Source organism: Algoriphagus taiwanensis (assembly GCF_036245645.1).
Classification (GTDB): domain Bacteria; phylum Bacteroidota; class Bacteroidia; order Cytophagales; family Cyclobacteriaceae; genus Algoriphagus; species Algoriphagus taiwanensis.
On sequence record NZ_BTPE01000008.1, the window covers coordinates 110,223 to 127,650 of the forward strand.

The 17,428-nt window shown below is 43.5% G+C and carries 12 protein-coding genes; 9 read left to right on the top strand and 3 right to left on the bottom strand.

Annotated features, from left to right (window positions below):
- Positions 1 to 130: 130 nt before the first annotated feature.
- From AAA938_RS12475 to AAA938_RS12485, 3 genes are all read left to right on the top strand, one after another.
- Entirely contained in the window at positions 131 to 658 is a 528-nt protein-coding gene (locus tag AAA938_RS12475) for a hypothetical protein (RefSeq protein ID WP_338229066.1), read from the top strand.
- 147 nt (positions 659 to 805) lie between these two features.
- Positions 806 to 2,728 carry a M14 family metallopeptidase gene (locus tag AAA938_RS12480; RefSeq protein WP_338229067.1) on the top strand — a complete coding sequence of 641 codons (1,923 nt, stop codon included), beginning with the start codon at positions 806 to 808 and terminating at the stop codon, positions 2,726 to 2,728.
- A 9-nt stretch (positions 2,729 to 2,737) separates the two neighbouring features.
- Positions 2,738 to 5,548 (top strand): S9 family peptidase, encoded by a 2,811-nt coding sequence (locus AAA938_RS12485; protein ID WP_338229068.1) that lies wholly within the window; start codon positions 2,738 to 2,740, stop codon positions 5,546 to 5,548.
- Positions 5,549 to 5,584: 36 nt separating this feature from the next.
- Here AAA938_RS12485 and AAA938_RS12490 read toward each other — a convergent pair whose 3' ends face one another.
- Both AAA938_RS12490 and AAA938_RS12495 read right to left on the bottom strand, forming a co-directional pair.
- Entirely contained in the window at positions 5,585 to 5,968 is a 384-nt protein-coding gene (locus AAA938_RS12490) for a nuclear transport factor 2 family protein (protein ID WP_338229069.1), read from the bottom strand.
- A gap of 82 nt (positions 5,969 to 6,050) precedes the next feature.
- The gene (locus tag AAA938_RS12495; protein ID WP_338229070.1) at positions 6,051 to 6,845 is read right to left on the bottom strand and encodes a thymidylate synthase; all 795 of its coding nucleotides are present in this window, start codon (positions 6,843 to 6,845) and stop codon (positions 6,051 to 6,053) included.
- Positions 6,846 to 6,969: 124 nt separating this feature from the next.
- Between AAA938_RS12495 and AAA938_RS12500 the strand changes: the two genes are divergently transcribed.
- The gene (locus AAA938_RS12500; protein ID WP_338229071.1) at positions 6,970 to 9,258 is read left to right on the top strand and encodes an efflux RND transporter permease subunit; all 2,289 of its coding nucleotides are present in this window, start codon (positions 6,970 to 6,972) and stop codon (positions 9,256 to 9,258) included.
- Here AAA938_RS12500 and AAA938_RS12505 read toward each other — a convergent pair.
- Complete coding sequence (locus AAA938_RS12505) at positions 9,223 to 10,266, bottom strand: endonuclease/exonuclease/phosphatase family protein (RefSeq protein ID WP_338229072.1); 1,044 nt, start codon at positions 10,264 to 10,266, stop codon at positions 9,223 to 9,225. The genes AAA938_RS12500 and AAA938_RS12505 overlap by 36 nt on opposite strands.
- A 261-nt stretch (positions 10,267 to 10,527) precedes the next feature.
- On the opposite strand from AAA938_RS12505, the gene AAA938_RS12510 reads away from it, so the two are divergent.
- The 5 genes from AAA938_RS12510 to AAA938_RS12530 all read left to right on the top strand — a co-directional run bounded on the left by AAA938_RS12510 (position 10,528) and on the right by AAA938_RS12530 (position 17,426).
- Positions 10,528 to 11,094, top strand: coding sequence for a DUF2911 domain-containing protein (locus tag AAA938_RS12510; RefSeq protein ID WP_338229073.1), 567 nt, complete (start codon positions 10,528 to 10,530; stop codon positions 11,092 to 11,094).
- A 123-nt stretch (positions 11,095 to 11,217) separates the two neighbouring features.
- Positions 11,218 to 13,632: a penicillin acylase family protein gene (locus AAA938_RS12515; protein WP_338229074.1), complete on the top strand. Its 2,415-nt coding sequence runs from the start codon at positions 11,218 to 11,220 to the stop codon at positions 13,630 to 13,632.
- Between the two features lie 6 nt (positions 13,633 to 13,638).
- Entirely contained in the window at positions 13,639 to 14,010 is a 372-nt protein-coding gene (locus AAA938_RS12520; protein WP_338229075.1) for a hypothetical protein, read from the top strand.
- A gap of 137 nt (positions 14,011 to 14,147) precedes the next feature.
- Entirely contained in the window at positions 14,148 to 14,666 is a 519-nt protein-coding gene (locus tag AAA938_RS12525) for a DeoR family transcriptional regulator (protein ID WP_338229076.1), read from the top strand.
- Between the two features lie 147 nt (positions 14,667 to 14,813).
- On the top strand, positions 14,814 to 17,426 hold the full coding sequence (locus AAA938_RS12530) for a polysaccharide biosynthesis/export family protein (RefSeq protein WP_338229077.1): 2,613 nt from the start codon (positions 14,814 to 14,816) through the stop codon (positions 17,424 to 17,426).
- The last annotated feature ends 2 nt before the right edge of the window (positions 17,427 to 17,428 follow it).

Consider the following 17,428-nt stretch of genomic DNA (forward strand, 5'->3'; position numbering starts at 1 on the left):
TTTGGGTTTATATTCTGAAAAGGGTCTTGCTGCTGGCAAGACTTTTTTATTGAAATAATTTTTTTTGAAATACATTTTTTTGCATTTAAAAATTTATTTTCTGTATTTTTGATTCACATTCGGATCTAATATGAAATCTCAATTTCGATCAATATTCTTCTCGGTTTTCGTAGTTCTTTTTGGACTTCCTTATGAAAACCAGGCTGCCATTGCCCAGCAGACTCCTGAGTATCTTGCGGTAAATCCTCTTCCGGTGAAATATAATCACTTAGAAATCAGTAGGATTGAGAATAATTCCTTCTCAGGAATGCCTTCCTCCAAAGATGATTTGAGCTACAGTGACCTCACGGTAGTAGAAGAAAATATGGCCAAAAACCTTAATTCTCATTGGGCTTGGCCAGAGTACACGCTGGATATGATTGATAGCTATTCGCCCTTCCTTTTCAGAACGAAGAAGTCCCAAAGTTTGGAAGAAGTGAAAGTAATCCTACAAGTAGATGCGCGGGGAAGAATATCTGGATTCGAAGTGCTAAGTGAAGTGGATAAGGGCCTTAAAGAAAGACTGGATCACATGATTCGTAAAATGCCGGACTGCAAGCCCGTTCCCGGCTATCAGGAATATGCTCCCGCACTTTTTGAATTGACAATCAATAAATGATTCATTGTTAAACAATTGACAGCCAAAGTTTCCATTACGGATGGAATAAATGGCGATCTGGCATTTTTTAGAGCTTGTTCTTTTTTTTGAGCGGTTGGTTTCCCTTCAATGAAGACCCTTATTTTTAGCTGAACATCTAGATTCAGCATGAGACCAAATCTACCTATCACCGCAACACTTCTCCTTCTTAGTGGAGTTACCTTCAGTCAGGTGAGGTCTTTTCAAAATGAAAAACCTTTTCCTGAGAAAAATGAAAAATCCAAATTTTATACTGTCTCTGGCGAGCGCCATGGCCCCTCTTTCTTTAAAAAGCAGGTATTTCCTGAGGTGGAATACACCCCGGGAGACAAGCTGACTTTTGACAAGTACCATACGGTGGATGTCATGTATCACTGGTATGAGAAGTGGGCGGCGCAGTACCCGGATATTGTGGATTTGTATATCATCGAACATTCCTTTGAAGGCCGGCCCATTTATCAAATGACGCTTTCTAATAAAAAGACAGGAAAAGATACAGACAAGCCGGCTGCATATTTTGAGGGTGGACGCCATTCGGGGGAGATTACCTCCAGTGAATCCATTTTATGGCTGACTCAGCATCTGATCGAGAATTATGGGAAAGATCCGGAAATCACCCAACTGATCGACACCAAAGCCATTTATCTAAGGCCTCAAAACAATCCGGACGGGTCTAACATGTACCTTTTCACCGAACAGAGAAACAGAAGTACGGTGAAACCCAACGATACCGATCGGGATGGGCTGGTTGATGAAGATCCTGAAGAGGATTTGGATGGAGATGGGATTATTTATCAGATAAGAAAAAAGGCGGTAACTCCGGAGGAAAAGGAAAAAGCCAATTTCATCATTGATCCCAGAGATCCTAAAGGAAGACTCATGAAAAGGACTTTCCCTGGAAAAGGTGATTACTTGGTTTACACTGAAGGAATCGATAATGATGGGGATGGAAGCTTCAATGAAGATGGTGTAGGAGGGCTTGATTTGCACAGAAACTACCCGGAAAACTGGCGTCCAAATACCGGTGGAGATTTGACCGGCAGAGGATACACCCAGTTTGGGGCAGGTGAATACCCCTTGAGTGAGGTGGAAACCCGCTCCACGGCCCTTTGGGTGCTCAGCCATCCGAATATCTCTGTGGTTAATTCTATGGATACCCGCGTGCCTATGCATCTCAGACCTCCGTCAACCTCCAAAAGTGAGGAGCGGATGTATCCGGAGGATTTGGCTATTTATAAGGAAATGGATCAGTTGGGACTTTCCTACACGGCCTATCCTTGGGCAGGTGATGTGTATGAAACCTATGCTACAAGATATAAAGTCAATTCCATGACAGGTGACCCACTGAAGCCTGAGCCACTTTTCGGTCATGGACCTGATTTTGGCTATTTCTATTATGGAAGCATTTGGTATGGGGATGAGCTATGGAATAATGGCGCCATGAAAGACTACGACGGGGATGGAATTTATGACGATTACGATGGGCTGATGTGGGATGATGAGGCAAATGGAAGCAAAGGCTTTAAAGTCTGGACTCCTTTTACTCATCCCCAGCTTGGGGAGGTGGAAATCGGAGGATTTCATCCCAAGTTTTTTGGGCAAAACGGCCCGCCTTGGCAACTGGAAGACTGGGCTAAAAAACAGGCTTTGTTTAATCTGGCCATGGCCAAGCGATTGCCTCAGCTGAACATCACGGATTTGAATGTTCAAAAAGTAGGGGATGGGGAGTTTGAAATCACGCTGAAGTGGACCAATTCTGGAAAACTTCCAGTAGCCCTAGAGCAGGCCAAGTTGGTCAAAATCGTGAAAGAGGACCGGGTTTCCCTGAATTTTGACAAGGAGCTCACCAAGGGCTACGAGGAGGCAAAAGTTCAGATCATCAATCCTGAACTGTACGATAAAACCATCTATTCTGGCTACACAGGCGTTGGCGAGCAGAAATCTGCCACATTCCGAGTCAAAGTCAAGGGAAATGAGGAGGTGAAAGGAAAAATCCAACTTTCGTCCACCCGAGGAGGTTATTTTGAAAGAGAATTTACCCTAAATCAATAAAGGAATACCATGATTACAAAACCAAGATTGAGTATCTATTTGATCCTCTTTTTGCTCTGGCAAAGCGGATTTGCCCAGCAAAAAAGATCTCTCAACCATTCCGACTACGACGGTTGGGAGAGTTTATCTTCAGATAAAATCACAAAAAACGGAAAATTTGCAGGCTATCAGATTTCTCCTCAGGATGGAGATGGAAGGTTGGAGATTTTTTCTACCTCATCTCCTGGCAAAAAAACAGTCATTCATCGGGCTTCTGGGTTCAATTTTTCACCTGACGATGCCTTTGCTGTTGGGAAAATTTTACCCCAAAAGGATAGCGTTAAAGTACTGAAATTGCAGAAAAAGAAAGGGGATGACTTGCCCAAAGACAGTCTGTTCATCATGAATCTGGCCTCTGGACAAATCGAAAAATTAGCTCGGGTCAAATCCTATTCGCTTCCGAACGAAAAAGGGAGCTGGATAGCAATTCAGTTTGAAAAAGAAGAGGTTAAGAAAAAAGATGAGGCTGATTCTACAGCTAAGGAAGAAAAACCAAAAAAGACCGACGGGACCAAACTTCTGGTCAGATCTTTGGATGGTACCCAATCCTGGGAGTTTGATAGAGTGAAATCCTTTGGTTTTGCACCAAATGGAGATTTTCTTCAATACACTCTTGCTGAAGAGGAAAAGGAAGATAATGCTGCCGTTTATTTGCTCGACTTGTCTTCCGGGCAAAGCACTCTTGTTCACGAAAAGATGACCACTTATAGTAATCTCGTCTTTTCTCCTCAGTCCGGTTACCTTTCCTTTATCGCTACCGATGATTCACTCAAAGCGAAAAAACCACTTCACACCTTATTTATATATGACCTGAAGAAAAAAGATCTGGGAATTCAGGTAGAGAAGTCTGCTTTAAAATTTTCCAATGGAAGAATCAGTCCAGATGGAAGTGTGCGGTTTTCAGAAAATGAATCCCGACTGTTTTTTGGGGTGGCAGAAGATTACAAAGAATATGCTTACGAAAGTGACACCACTATTCTGGACGAAGAGCGTGTCAGTCTGGATATTTGGGGATGGCAGGATGAGGAGATCCAGCCCATGCAGCTGAAGAATAAATCAATCGAACAAAAGAAAACTTACACTGCAGTATTGGATCTTCAAAATAGCCAGGTCACTCAATTGGCTACTCAGGAGGTAGATAATGTCATTTTGGAAAGCAAAATCAATAAGGACTTTGCCTTGGCCTGGACAGATTCTCCTTATAGAAGAAACTACAGTTGGGATATCCAAATCGGGAGAGATTTGTATTGGGTGGATTTCAAAACCGGGGCCCAAACCCTGATTGAGAAGAATGCCTCTGGATTTCCAAGAATTTCCCCAGCGGGTAAATACGTCTACTGGTACGATGGAAGAGATAGTGCTTGGGTGGCATTTGATATGGCTTCCAAAGCCAAGATTAACCTGACCTCTTCCATTCCAGTGCCTTTCTACGAAGAATTGCATGACTCTCCCTCTTTGCCTGGCAATTACGGTTCTGAGGGTTGGTTGGAAGAAGATGCTGCTATCTTGATCAATGACCGATATGATATTTGGAAGATTGATCCTAAGAATCCAGCTGCAGCAGTAAATCTCACACAGGGACAGGGTAGAAGCAATCTTATCACTTTTAGAAGAGAAGTGTTGAAATCGGATGAGCAGTTTATTGATTCCAAAGAGCCTTTGATCCTTTCTGCTTTTCATGAAAAGACCAAGGAAAATGGGTTTTACACTTCGACTTATGATGGGAAATCCGCACCAAAATCCCTGCTGATGACTCCTCATCGATACTATGGCTTGACCAAGGCCAAAGAATCCAGTCAGGTGATGGTTCGCCGTTCTACCTACCAGGAAAATCCTGATTTATACCTGACTGATCTATCTTTCAAAAATCTAAACAAGGTTTCCAACCTCAATCCACAGCAGGCGGGAATCAAGTGGGGTTCTGTGGAATTGGTGGACTATTTGGCTAATGATGGCACGCCTCTTCAGGGACTCCTGTTCAAGCCGGAAGGCTTTGACCGATCAAAGAAATACCCAATGATGGTGTATTTCTACGAGCGTAATAGCGACGGTCTACACAATTACCGTGCTCCGGCACCAAGTCGATCCACGATCAATATCCCATTCTTTGTCAGCAATGATTATTTGGTTTTCGTGCCTGATATTAAATACGAGTTGGGTCTTCCAGGACCAAGTGCCTATGATTGTATTATTCCAGGTGTTCAGGCAGTGATTGCCAAAGGTGGGGTGGATACGGAAAACATGGCCATCCAAGGTCAAAGTTGGGGAGGCTACCAAGTGGCATATCTGATCACTCAGACCAACATGTTCAAAGCTGCCGGAGCCGGCGCCCCGGTAGTCAACATGACCTCAGCCTACGGAGGGATTCGCTGGGGTACAGGGATGAGCCGTATGTTCCAATACGAGCAAACTCAGTCCAGAATCGGTGGCACCCTTTGGGAAAAGCCAATGTATTACCTGGAAAATTCCCCACTGTTCATGATGGATCGAGTGCAAACTCCTGTTCTAATCATGCATAACGACCAAGATGGTGCCGTGCCATGGTATCAGGGAATCGAAATGTTCATGGCTATGAAGCGATTGAATAAGCCTGCTTGGCTGCTTCAATACAATGGTGAGGATCACAATCTGACCCAGCGAAAGAATGCAAAAGACCTCTCCATCCGCCTCAGTCAGTTCTTTGATCATTACCTCAAAGGAGCTCCTGCTCCTCTATGGATGACCGAAGGACTTCCTGCAGTGGAAAAGGGAAGAACATTGAAATACGAACTGGCAGATTGATCGAAAAACGCCTCGGATTAAGAAATCCGGGGCGTTTTAGCTTATGTCTGTAATTTTTGTGATGCCTTTTGACCCAAACTCAAAAACTGATTTTCCCTGAAGGGAAAGTTCTTGCCCTTTTTTGATTCCATTCGGAAAATCCATTGCGGCTATAGCCCAATAGTCAATTTTGATTTCTGTCTTCTCTTTCTCATGGGTCATTGATTTTATCTCCTGCTTTCTGCTGGAAAAATAAGCCAAAGCATCATTTGCCTGAGTTTGGAATTCCTTTTTACCATTAAGAGAATGAGTTTTTTCTCCGGATGAAAAATTTTCGAATACTACGTCGTCTTCCAAAACCTCCATCATCCCTTCCACATCTTTGGCGTTGTAGGCCTCCAGATAAGCCTGAATCAGTTTTTCTCTTTCCTCGGTTTTCATGGTTAATCTATTTAGGTATAAAAAAAGAAGGGCTGAAAATCTCTTCTCAGCCCAATTTCAAACTTTAGTCCTTCTTCTCTCATTAGACAGCGACCGGAGCCTTGATATGTGGGTGAGGATGATAGTCAAGCAATTCAAAATCCTCAAACTTAAATCCAAAGATATCTTTTACCTCAGGATTGATTTTCATCTTTGGGAGCGGTCGGATATCCCGGCTAAGCTGCAATTCAGTCTGCTCGAGGTGGTTCAAATACAAGTGAGCATCCCCAAACGTGTGGACGAACTCACCCGGCTCCAAATCGCATACCTGAGCAATCATCATTGTGAATAAGGCATAGGAAGCAATATTGAAAGGAACTCCCAAAAACACATCCGCGCTGCGCTGATATAGCTGGCAAGAGAGCTTGCCCTCTGCTACATAAAATTGGAACATGGTATGGCAGGGAGGCAAAGCCATGTGATCCACATCCGCTACATTCCAGGCACTTACGAGATGTCTTCGGCTATCCGGCTTGGTTTTGATCTGATGGATCAGGTTTTTTATTTGATCGATTTCACCGCCTTTGCCGTCAGGCCAGTGTCTCCACTGATAGCCATAGACAGGGCCCAAGTCTCCGTTTTCATCAGCCCATTCATCCCAGATGGATACCCCGTTTTCCTTCAGCCAGTTGATATTGCTATCTCCTTTCAAAAACCAAAGCAGCTCAATGATGATGGATCGAAGATGAAGCTTTTTGGTCGTCACCACGGGAAAACCTTCGGATAAATCAAATCGCATCTGATGGCCAAAAATACTCAAAGTGCCTGTGCCGGTCCGGTCGGTCTTTTTTACTCCATCCTGGAGAATTTTTTTCATCAAATCGTGGTACTGCTGCATATTCGGTCTAGGAAAATCTTGAAGTGGCAAGATAGTAATTCAATAAAATTAAAACATTCCTATCTCCATTGGTTTTCTAAAAGAAGGTATATTTCCTCTTTCACTTGGTGATCTAAGGCACTTCATGTTTAAAAAGAAAGGAGCATTTACTTCATTGACCCTAGGTCTTTTGATCACTGCTTTGCTGCTCATTTTCAGGGCAGAACCTAAGTTCGATTACGATTTTGAGCAGTTTTTCCCTCAGGATGACCCGGATTTGGAGTTTTATAGGATTCATAAATCCACATTCGGAGGAGACAACGATTACCTTTTGCTTGCCATAGCCAATGGTCAGGAGACTTGGCTGGATTCTTCCTTTCTGGAAAGAGCCTACTCCGCACAATCCGAAATTCAAGAACTGGAAAAAGTAGACACCCTACTTTCAATTTTGGATCTGAAAGTCCCTGTCATCAGCCCTTTTAATATTCGAACCAAAAAAGTTCTGGACTGGGAATCGCCTGATGGAGTTCAGGCCTCTCCCGATCTCCTCGATCAATTTTGGTCTACTTTGATTTCAAAAGACGGAAACAGTCTTCTTTTCTTGGTTCAAAACCAAGATGGCATATCCAAGGAGGCAGGAGATACGCTGTATTCAGAGATCAGGGAAGTCCTTCAGCGGCACCAACTCCAACCTGAGGCTGTGGCTGGAAAAATCCAAACCCAAGGTGATTTTGTCACTTTAATGCAGCGGGAATTTGGTTTGTTTTTGGGCGCCTCGGTGGTATTGATAGTTCTTCTTTTGCTGTTGGTTTTTCGTTCTTGGTGGGGAGTGCTGATCCCTGTTCTGGTTCTTTGTTTGGGGATTTTATGGGCTTTTTCCCTTATCCTGAAGTCAGGAAAAGCTCTGGATATCATGTCCGTAATGCAGCCTACGCTATTTCTTATTGTGGGAATGAGCGCTTTGGTCCATTATTTTTCTCTTTTGGAAAAAAAGCTGAAGTCATTGTCCAAGGACAAGGCAATTGAGGAGACCTTCCGGGAACTGACTCCGGCTGTGGCATTGACAGTCTTCACTACTTCACTTGGGTTTTTGTCGCTTTATTTCACATCTATTCCAGCTTTGCAGGATTTTGGACTGTGGACAGGTTTGGGGATTGTTTTGCTTTTTTTCGTCATTCTGATTTTCACTCCCGGGTTGATCTATTTGTTCCCTGTTGACAAAAAGTTGAGTAAAAACTGGGATACGGGCTTTGGATGGTTTCCTAAGCTCTTTCTTGGAGTGGTGAAATCTAGGAAAACCATCTTTTGGAGCTTCTTTCTCTTAACAGCCGCAGCACTAATTGCTGGTTCTCAACTTCGAGTCAATGGGTTTCTATTGGATAATCTACCCCTTGACCACCCCATTCAGCAAGATTTCACCTTCTTCGATCAGCAATTTGGCGGGTCCAATCCTCTGGAATTGTCGATTGAAGCCGGGGATAGTGCGCAGTCTCTGTTGGACTACGAGGTTTTGGAGGAATTAAACAGGCTGGAGGAAAAGCTGGGAGAAGTTTTTCCCGGAAGTCAGTTCGTCTCTCCGGTAAGCTTGGTGAAGACCCTCAATCAGGCCCAAAATCAAGGCTCACCTTCCGCATTTCGTTTTCCTTCAAGAGGGCAGTTTCAAAGAATGACCCGCTACTTCGGACAGTTGGACTCGTGGGGAGGGGGGCAGGTGCTTGCTGAAGATGAAAAAAGAGGAAGAATCAGCTCCAGAACTGCTGATTTGGGCAGTTGGGAAATGGGAAAAAAGCGTGCTGAAATTCTAGCTTTTGTAAGACAAAATATCGATTCCAAACTGGTGAGGGTAAGATGGACAGGAACAGGCTATCTGATTGACCGGGGACATGCATCCGTCACCTGGCAGATGGCAAAAGGTCTGGGAGTTGCTTTTCTCATTGTTGGCGTGATCGGAGGGGTTTTATTTAGATCTTGGCGTATTTCTTTTATTCTTTTGATTCCCAATACGATTCCCCTGATTTGGATGCTGGGCATGATGTATCTTTTGGGTATTGATTTCAAGTTGACTACTGCCATTTTATTTACGGTAGCATTCGGCATTGCTGTGGATGATACCATTCATTTCATGACCAAGCTGAAGCTGGAATTGGAAAAGGGGAAAAGTATGCTTTACGCGATCAAAAGAACTTTTATGGAAGCAGGTCGGGCAATTTTCCTAACCACATTGATCTTGGTTTCTGGCTTTGCTTTGCTGATTTTCAGCAAGTTTGGAGTGACCCATTTCACAGGATTATTGATCAGCTTTTCCTTGGTCTTTGCCTGGTTAGGGGATATGTTTTTGCTACCCGTGCTTCTTTTCCCGCTCAAAAAAGTCTGGGAATCCAAACGCGCCAAAAAGCGGTCAAAGCTCCATTCCCTCCCAAGTGAAGGTAGCTGATACTGGGTAATGATCTGAATAATCTACTTCTCGGTGGGTTTTGAAAAACACAGGATTGAGCTTTTCTGATGCAAAAATATGATCGATTCGTAGAAAAAACAGGACTCGGTTATACGTGAAACCAAAACCTCTTCCAGCCCCTTCAAAGGCGTTTTTAAGAAGCTGGCTTAATTTGAAGTAAGCGAAGGAGTAGGGGATTTCGTTCAAATCTCCCAGGAGAATCACGGGATGTGGACTGTTGGACAGATGCTCATACAGCAAATCCAACTGCTCAGCCCGAGCTAGACTGCCTCGATGCAACTTTCCCAAAGTTTGCCTGTAGACCTGCTTGGCTTGTTCGTAGTTATCCAGGGACTCCGCCTGAATTGCCATTGACTCGAGGTGTGTATTATAGATCCTAATTGTATCCCTTCCTACTTGAATATCTGCAAAAATCGCCCCATTGGTGTGGCGGGTGTCGAAGACAATCCCGTCGTTAAGAATGGGGTATTTGGAAAAAATGGCCATTCCCATGGACCTTCTGTTCTTATTTCCATCCACAGGATGATAGCTTTGAAAAAATTCCCCGTTTTTCCCGATAATTTTCAGGGCATCTCTACTCGGTGTGGTATTATCCTGATAAAACTCCTGAAACACTTTGATATCAGCCGGGTGTTCGGCAAGCCAGGTGTAGACATTGGGATCAAATTCCCCGGTTAGCCTCCTTTTGTAATCAAACAGATGGACATTGTAAGAAAGTACTCGAAGACCGGCTGTACTTTCTTCCCCTGGATTTAACTGAAACGTGATCAGAAAAAATCGGTATCCAATTCCCAAGGCCAGAATAGGGATAAATGCCATTTTTTTGCCAGAAAGGATTAGAATTCCTGCCAAAAACAGGTTGATCACTAAAAAAAACGGAATAAGAAAAGGCAACAGTCCTGCGTATGGAAAATAGGCCGGAGAAATATACACGCTGGAATAGAGTAAAAGGGAAAGGATAAAAATGACCCAAAGGATATACTTCATGTAGGACTTAAAGTGAGTGATTAAAAACAGTAAACAATTTTAGGCCCAAAAAAAGTATTTTTCAATGAGTTTTATTTTTCTTTAACCAAATTTGAGAGGAGATGGAGAAGTTGGAGTGGAAATTATCTTGAATCTATTTGGCAGACTTTTCGTAGTATGACAAGATAATTCAAGAGTAGAACGAGTCCAGACAGAGGAGGAAATTATATCGTTGTTGGCATAGTCTGGTCATAAGCACATAAACAACTTATTTACAACCCTATGAAAAAATTGATTTTAGCAGCATCGGCCCTTATTGCTGTAAATTTGATCAGTTGCCAGCCTCAAAAGACAGAATCTGTCGAAGAGACTGTAGAAAGCCCTTCCACTGAGACTTCTGAGGAAGATCAAAGGCCTAGCCCTACTGAGGTCAAAGACGGAATGATTGGAAGCAAAGCTGTTCAGGTGCATTATGGTTCTCCTGCAGTAAAAGGCAGAACAATCTGGGGGGATTTGGTTCCCTACAACGTAGTTTGGAGAACGGGAGCAAATGAGGCCACCTACCTCGATTTTGCCGAACCAATGACCGTGGAAGGAAAGGCTGTCCCGGCAGGTAAATATTCCTTATTTACCATTCCCAAAGAATCCGGCAAATGGACTGTGATTCTCAATTCAGACTGGGATTTGGAACACGGCCATTTTCAGTACGATGAAAAAAATGATGTTTTGCGGGTGGAAGTTAGTCCTTCTTGGGAGGAATCAAGCTCTGAGAGACTTTCTATCGAAATCGAATCTCCCGGTTTGGTTCTACGATGGGAAAAGCTAAAACTCCCCATCTCCGTTCAATAAGTAAAAAAATCCCCGACTGGTCCGGGGATTTTTGTTTGTATTCCTTGAAATTTCTTAGTTTCGGTTTCCTGATCACCCTGAGTTAAATTTCCTTCTGGTTTATTACCTCAAATTCCAAGGTTTATGAAATATTTCTCCTTCTTCTTTGTATTGGCGATTGCCGTTGCTTTGGCGATTGCTGCATCTATTCCATTGGGACCCATTCCGCCGTTGGCGCCCTTGCTGGATCCCAATCATGGCTTTTGGCAAAATACCCTGAGCGAAGATGCACTTGCTGAAGAAGAGTTGGAATTGAAGAATTTCTCAGCCCCAGTCAAAGTGGTATACGATGAAAATTTGATTCCTCACATTTTTGCAGAAAATGAGGCCGATCTCTTTCGGGCACAGGGGTATGTCACCGCACAGCATCGCCTATGGCAGATGGAATTTCAGACTCGAGCGGCTGCTGGACGAATTTCTGAAATAGTAGGGCCGGTTGCTTTGGAATTGGATAGAATGACCCGAAGAAAGGGTTTGGCTTTTGGGGCAGATTTGGGTCTTAAGTACCTTCAGGAAAATGATCCTGAAATCTACACACTGATTGAAGCTTATTCCGACGGGGTCAATCAATACATCGAAAGCCTAACTCCAGCCAGACTGCCTGTAGAGTATAAAATTTTGAACTATCGACCTGAGCCCTGGACTCCCTATAAATCCATTTTGCTTCTGAAATACATGTCGGATATGCTCGTCGGAGACCGCGATCTGGAATACACCAATCTAAGGGCTATCTTGGGAGAAGCAGGTCTAAATAAACTTTTTCCCAATTTCCCGAAAGAAAATGATCCGGTGATCGAGGCAGAAAGAGTATGGGATTTTTCGCCTTTAGCCATCAATAAGCCTGATTCTACCGGATATCCAGATCAAACTTTGGTGATGACACCCCTGCCTCAGCCGACTGAAGGTACAGGCTCCAACAACTGGGCAGTAGCCGGTAAAAAAACCAAAAACGGGAATCCGATTTTAGCCAATGATCCCCATCTCAGTTTAAATCTTCCATCACTTTGGTACAGCATGCAGCTGACCACCCCTGAGCATTCTGTGAAAGGAGCTACCCTTCCCGGAGCCTTGGGTGTCATCTCAGGATTCAATCAAAACATTGCCTGGGGGGTCACCAATGCCACTAAAGATGCGAGAGATTGGTATAAAATCACCTTTCAGGATGAATCCAGAAAAGCCTACAAATACGGAAATGAATGGAGACAGACTGATTTCAGGGTCGAGGAGATCAAGGTAAAGGGAGAAGATGCCTTTTTGGATACAGTGGTCTATACCCATTATGGGCCTGTGGTATATGACAAAAACTTCCGATCTGACCGACAGGATGTCAATTTTGCATTGAAGTGGACCGTGCATGAAGGTTCCAATGAGCAGAGGACCTTTATCATGATGAATAAGGCAAAAGACCATGCGGGCTACAATGCTGCCTTGGACCATTACACTGCACCCGCTCAGAATTTTGTTTTCGCTTCCCGCACTGGAGATATTGCGATGCGAATTCAGGGGAAATTCCCTCTTAAATGGGAAGGTCAGGGGAAATTTTTCATGGATGGGGCGGACCCTTCCATGGAATGGCAGGGTTATATTCCTTTCGATCAAAACCCCAATACCTTGAATCCGGAGCGCGGGTTTGTCTCTTCGGCCAACCAGCATCCTGTAGATCCCTCATATCCTTATTATGTGTTTGACAACTCGTACGAACATTACCGAAACCGGAGGCTCAATCGAAGACTTCGGGAAATGGAGGGCATTACAATAGAGGACATGAAAGCCTTGCAGTTTGATGATTACCATTTACAGGCTGCAGAAGCTCTTCCTGTCATGATTCAGCTTTTAGGAGATTATCAAGCTGATGCTCAAGAGGCTCAAAAGTACCTTTCCGAACTCAAATCTTGGGATTTTTATGCCGATCCGAATCAAAAGGCTCCTTCACTTTATGCCATTTGGTCCTCAGAAACCATGGAAAGTATCTGGAGAGAGTTGGTCAGTCAGCCAGCCCCGGTGGTAAGACCCAATTCCTACCAGACGATCGAGTTGATGACCTTAAACCCCACAGATACAGTTTTTGATATTTCCTCTTCGGCAGCGATAGAAACAGCATCTTACCATGTCAAGGCGGGTTTTGACTCTCTGTTGGTCGCCATGAAAAAATGGGAAATGGAAGAAGGAGATTATTCTTGGGCTAATTACAAGCGAACTTCCATTCAGCATTTGGTCCCTAATTTCAAGTCTTTTTCTGTTTCCAATGTTTACACAGGAGGAGGAAGCGGGATTCTAAACGCTACGGGTAGTCGTCATGGTGCTAGTTGGAGAATGGTAGTGGAAATGGGAGAGGAAATCACCGCCTTTGGGATATATCCGGGTGGGCAATCAGGAAATCCTGGAAGTAAGTATTACTCCAATTTCATTTCCAGATGGGCAAATGGGGAATACCTGAATTTTAACCTTCGTACTCCAGATCAAGCCGAGGGTGTACTATTTGAAACCACTTTAAAGTAAAGAAAGATGAAATTTATACTGCTGACCTTGGTAAATATCTTACTAGTTGTCTTTCTTGGGCCATTTGTTCCTTTTTGGGGACTGATGATAGGGATAGGCTTGCTAAGCTTTTTGATTGGTCCCAAAGGGATTGGAGCTTTTTTAGGCGGAGCTTTAGGGATGGGGCTGGGCTGGGTAGGAATCAGTACCTATTTGGGACTTACCTCAGCCAGTGCACTTCCGGATCAAATGGGGGAGCTGATGGGGCTTGGGTCTGGAATGACTTTGGTGGGTTTAGTCGGAGTTTTAGGATTTCTATTGGGAGGATTTAGTGGGCTGACTGGAGTTTTGTTTCGGAATTTGCTCAGACCCACAGAAAAAAACATCTACCGTGGCTAGTATTTCCAACGAATAAATTCTGCTTTTTTCGGATTCTCAACCAATTCCATCGGATTCTCAATTCCTAAGGTAATTTAACGCCTATTGTTTTTACGAAAGTTAAGAATGAGTACCTTTGTTGCTCATTTGGATTTTTTATGCTCGAATCACTCATCACATCCAAAACCAGACTCAAGCTTCTGATTAAATTTTTTGTGAATTCACAAAATCACAGTCACTTACGTGGTTTGGCAGATGAGTTTGGTGAATCCACCAATGCCATCCGAAAGGAACTCAACAATCTTACCCAAGCGGGTATTTTGGTTCGTCACTCAGATAAAAACAAAATTGAGTATCAGGCTAACGTAAAGCATCCGTTTTATACCAACATCCGGGATATCATCCGGAAGTATTTGGGGTTGGATATGCTTTTGGAAAATATCCTGGAAAGAATGGGAGCTGTGGAGCAAGTGGTTTTGACAGGGGACATTGCCCGGGGTAGCGATACGGGTACCATTGACGTAGTGGTCAGCGGGGAAAATCTAAATGATGAATACATCAATCATCTCACCAAAAGAATAGAAGAACTGATCGATCGTAAAGTAATCTTTACGCTTTCGACAGGTCGTACTTCGGTGGGTGGTCTTGTACTTTTTGACAGGGAAGCGGGAATCTGATTTTTTGGATTTCCGATTTACTGCTAGGTCCAATATGGGACTGAAAGGGCGAAGCTGTATCCAATTGGTAGTTTTCTACAGGATTTTATGCAATTTTAGCCTTGTTTCGAAATTAGAATTAGGACATACTTTCAACACGGGAAGAATTTGAAAAAAATAATTGGATTTCTTTTGCTGTTTTTGAGCTTGACTTTGGCCGGATTTGCCCAAAATCTAAGCAACCTCAGCACTCTAAGGGTAGATAATCTCTCTGATGCTCAAATCGAACAGTTGATCAAAAGAGCTGAGTCAAGTGGACTCACTCCCACTCAATTGGAGGCCATGGCTAGAGAGCAAGGTCTTTCACCAATTGAAGCAGCAAAGCTTAGGGAACGAATTAACAATCTCCAAAGAAGAACACAGTCTTCCAATCCAGGGTCTGCTTCCATAGGAAATAGAAATATGAATGGAAGTATGATGACCAATGACCCTTTTGATTCCATTCGGAGAGCGGATCCCTATTTTGACCTGACCCCATTCCAAAAGAAGATTTTTGGTTACAAGCTTTTCCATAACAGAAACTTGGATTTTAATCCCAGTCTGAATTTACCAACCCCCCAAGGGTATGTGATTGGTGCAGGTGACCAGCTCCTTGTAGATGTATATGGTGCTTCTCAACAATCATTTGATCTCACAGTCAGTCCTGAAGGCAGGGTTTTGATCCCTAATATTGGGCCAGTTCAGGTAGGTGGTAGTACAATCGAAGCAGCTACCTCAAGATTAAAAGGTTCTCTTAGTAGAATTTACTCGGGTTTATCCGGAAGCAACCCCAATACCTTTTTGGAGATCAGACTTGGAAATATCCGCTCGATCAAGGTCTCCATGGTCGGAGAATTGACCAAGCCGGGTACATACACACTTCCATCTTTTGCCACGGTGTTTAATGGGCTTTTTGCTGCAGGTGGTCCAAATGAAAACGGAGCTTTCAGAAACATTCAGGTATATAGGGACAGCCGATTGGTGGCCACGGTTGATATTTATGAGTTTTTGGCCAAAGGAGAACAATCCTCCAATATTACTCTACAGGATAATGATGTGGTCATAGTGCCCCCGGTACAAGCTCGGGTGGAGATCGTGGGGCCTGTCCGTAGAGAAGGTTTTTTTGAGGTAAAACCCAATGAGTCTCTACAGGACCTGTATATCTATACTGGTGGGTTTTTACCCACAGCCTACAAAGAAAGGATCACCGTGAGGAGATTTGAAAATAACCTAAGAAAGGTATTGGATGTAGTCCAGGCTGATTTCGGAAGCTTTTCTCCCAAAGACGGCGATGAAATTCTCATCAGCGAGTCCATAAACCGATACACTAATCGTGTACAGATTTCAGGGGCGGTTTTCCAGCCGGGAGAGTATTCTTTGGAGGAGGGAAGCTTGACCGTGTCCCAACTAGTCAAAAGAGCGGAAGGCCTAAAGCCAGAGGCATTTGTGACTCGAGCTACCTTGTATAGAACCAATTCTGACTTAACTCTTGGAGCAGAAAGTATTGATTTGAAGGGAATTTTGGATGGAACTTCTCAGGATGTAGATCTCAGAAATGAAGATTTATTATTTATCCCTAGCCGATATGAGATACAGGAGGAGTTTTATGTGAAAATTTCCGGTGAAATTAATTTGCCGGGTACCTATCCTTATGCTTCAGAAATGACTGTGGGCGATTTGATTTTGAGATCAGGTGGGCTTTTGCAGTCAGCAACCAATTCATCTATAGAAATAGCTAGGAGGGTCAGAGATGCCAGTTCTGGTAAGATTGCAGAGATTCTTACCCTTTCAATCAATTCGGATTTAAGTCTTTCTGAAGAAGAGAAAAACCTTTCCCTTCAGCCATTTGATCATGTTTTCATTAGAAGAAGCCCTGGTTTTGAACGAGAGCAGCTAGTTAGGGTTACTGGAGAGGTGATTTATCCAGGGGATTTTGCGATATCCGGTGCAAATGAGCGAATCTCTGATGTGATCAGAAGAGCAGGTGGGTTAAATCAATTTGCCTATCCAAGAGGAGCAAACTTGATCAGGAGAACGGTTTATTATAAGGGCATGACCGAGGAAGAAATCAAGGAAATGTTGATGAAAGAGATTCGTTCAAAGCTTGACCCTGAAAAGAACAGAGAAATCAATGAAGCTGAAAACATCCTTTTTGAAAGACTTAATAACAAGCTCCTAGAATTGGAAGAAACTAAACTTGAACGGTCTAGATTAGCCGCTGAAAAGCGTCTGGACCAACTCAATGTGATGGATAGTCTTAGGTTGGATTCTGCTCTCAACGCAGTTAGGCTTAAAGAGCAGGATTTGGTAGGGATAGATTTGGAAGCGATTTTGGCCAATCCTGGGGGACCTGAGGATTTGATTTTGCAGGAAGGGGATATCATTCAGATACCCAAGCAGCTTCAGACTGTCCGAATGGTAGGGGAGGTACTTTTGCCCACCACTACCCGTTTTGTGAAAACACAAGGCCTTAGAAGTTATATCTCCAAAGCGGGAGGGTTTTCGGAAAACGCCAGGAAAAGCAAGACATATGTCATTTATGCCAACGGAGATGCCCGAAGGACACATTCTTTCTTTGGAATTAAATTTTATCCGAGGGTCGAACCGGGGGCTGAAATTGTAGTACCTGAAAAACCGGTCAGAGAGAGAATCACAACGGCAGGCTGGATCGGTTTAGCATCCAGTTTGGCAACAGTTGCCATCTTGATTCAAACTATTGTTAATAATTCAAATAATAATTAAAG

Coding starts and splice junctions, on each gene's coding strand:
- AAA938_RS12500 (WP_338229071.1), top strand. CDS start 6,970: ATGTTTAAAAAGAAAGGAGCATTTACTTCATTGACCCTAGGTCTTTTG.
- AAA938_RS12515 (WP_338229074.1), top strand. CDS start 11,218: ATGAAATATTTCTCCTTCTTCTTTGTATTGGCGATTGCCGTTGCTTTG.
- AAA938_RS12520 (WP_338229075.1), top strand. CDS start 13,639: ATGAAATTTATACTGCTGACCTTGGTAAATATCTTACTAGTTGTCTTT.
- AAA938_RS12510 (WP_338229073.1), top strand. CDS start 10,528: ATGAAAAAATTGATTTTAGCAGCATCGGCCCTTATTGCTGTAAATTTG.
- AAA938_RS12475 (WP_338229066.1), top strand. CDS start 131: ATGAAATCTCAATTTCGATCAATATTCTTCTCGGTTTTCGTAGTTCTT.
- AAA938_RS12495 (WP_338229070.1), bottom strand. CDS start 6,845: ATGCAGCAGTACCACGATTTGATGAAAAAAATTCTCCAGGATGGAGTA.
- AAA938_RS12480 (WP_338229067.1), top strand. CDS start 806: ATGAGACCAAATCTACCTATCACCGCAACACTTCTCCTTCTTAGTGGA.
- AAA938_RS12490 (WP_338229069.1), bottom strand. CDS start 5,968: ATGAAAACCGAGGAAAGAGAAAAACTGATTCAGGCTTATCTGGAGGCC.
- AAA938_RS12505 (WP_338229072.1), bottom strand. CDS start 10,266: ATGAAGTATATCCTTTGGGTCATTTTTATCCTTTCCCTTTTACTCTAT.
- AAA938_RS12525 (WP_338229076.1), top strand. CDS start 14,148: ATGCTCGAATCACTCATCACATCCAAAACCAGACTCAAGCTTCTGATT.
- AAA938_RS12485 (WP_338229068.1), top strand. CDS start 2,738: ATGATTACAAAACCAAGATTGAGTATCTATTTGATCCTCTTTTTGCTC.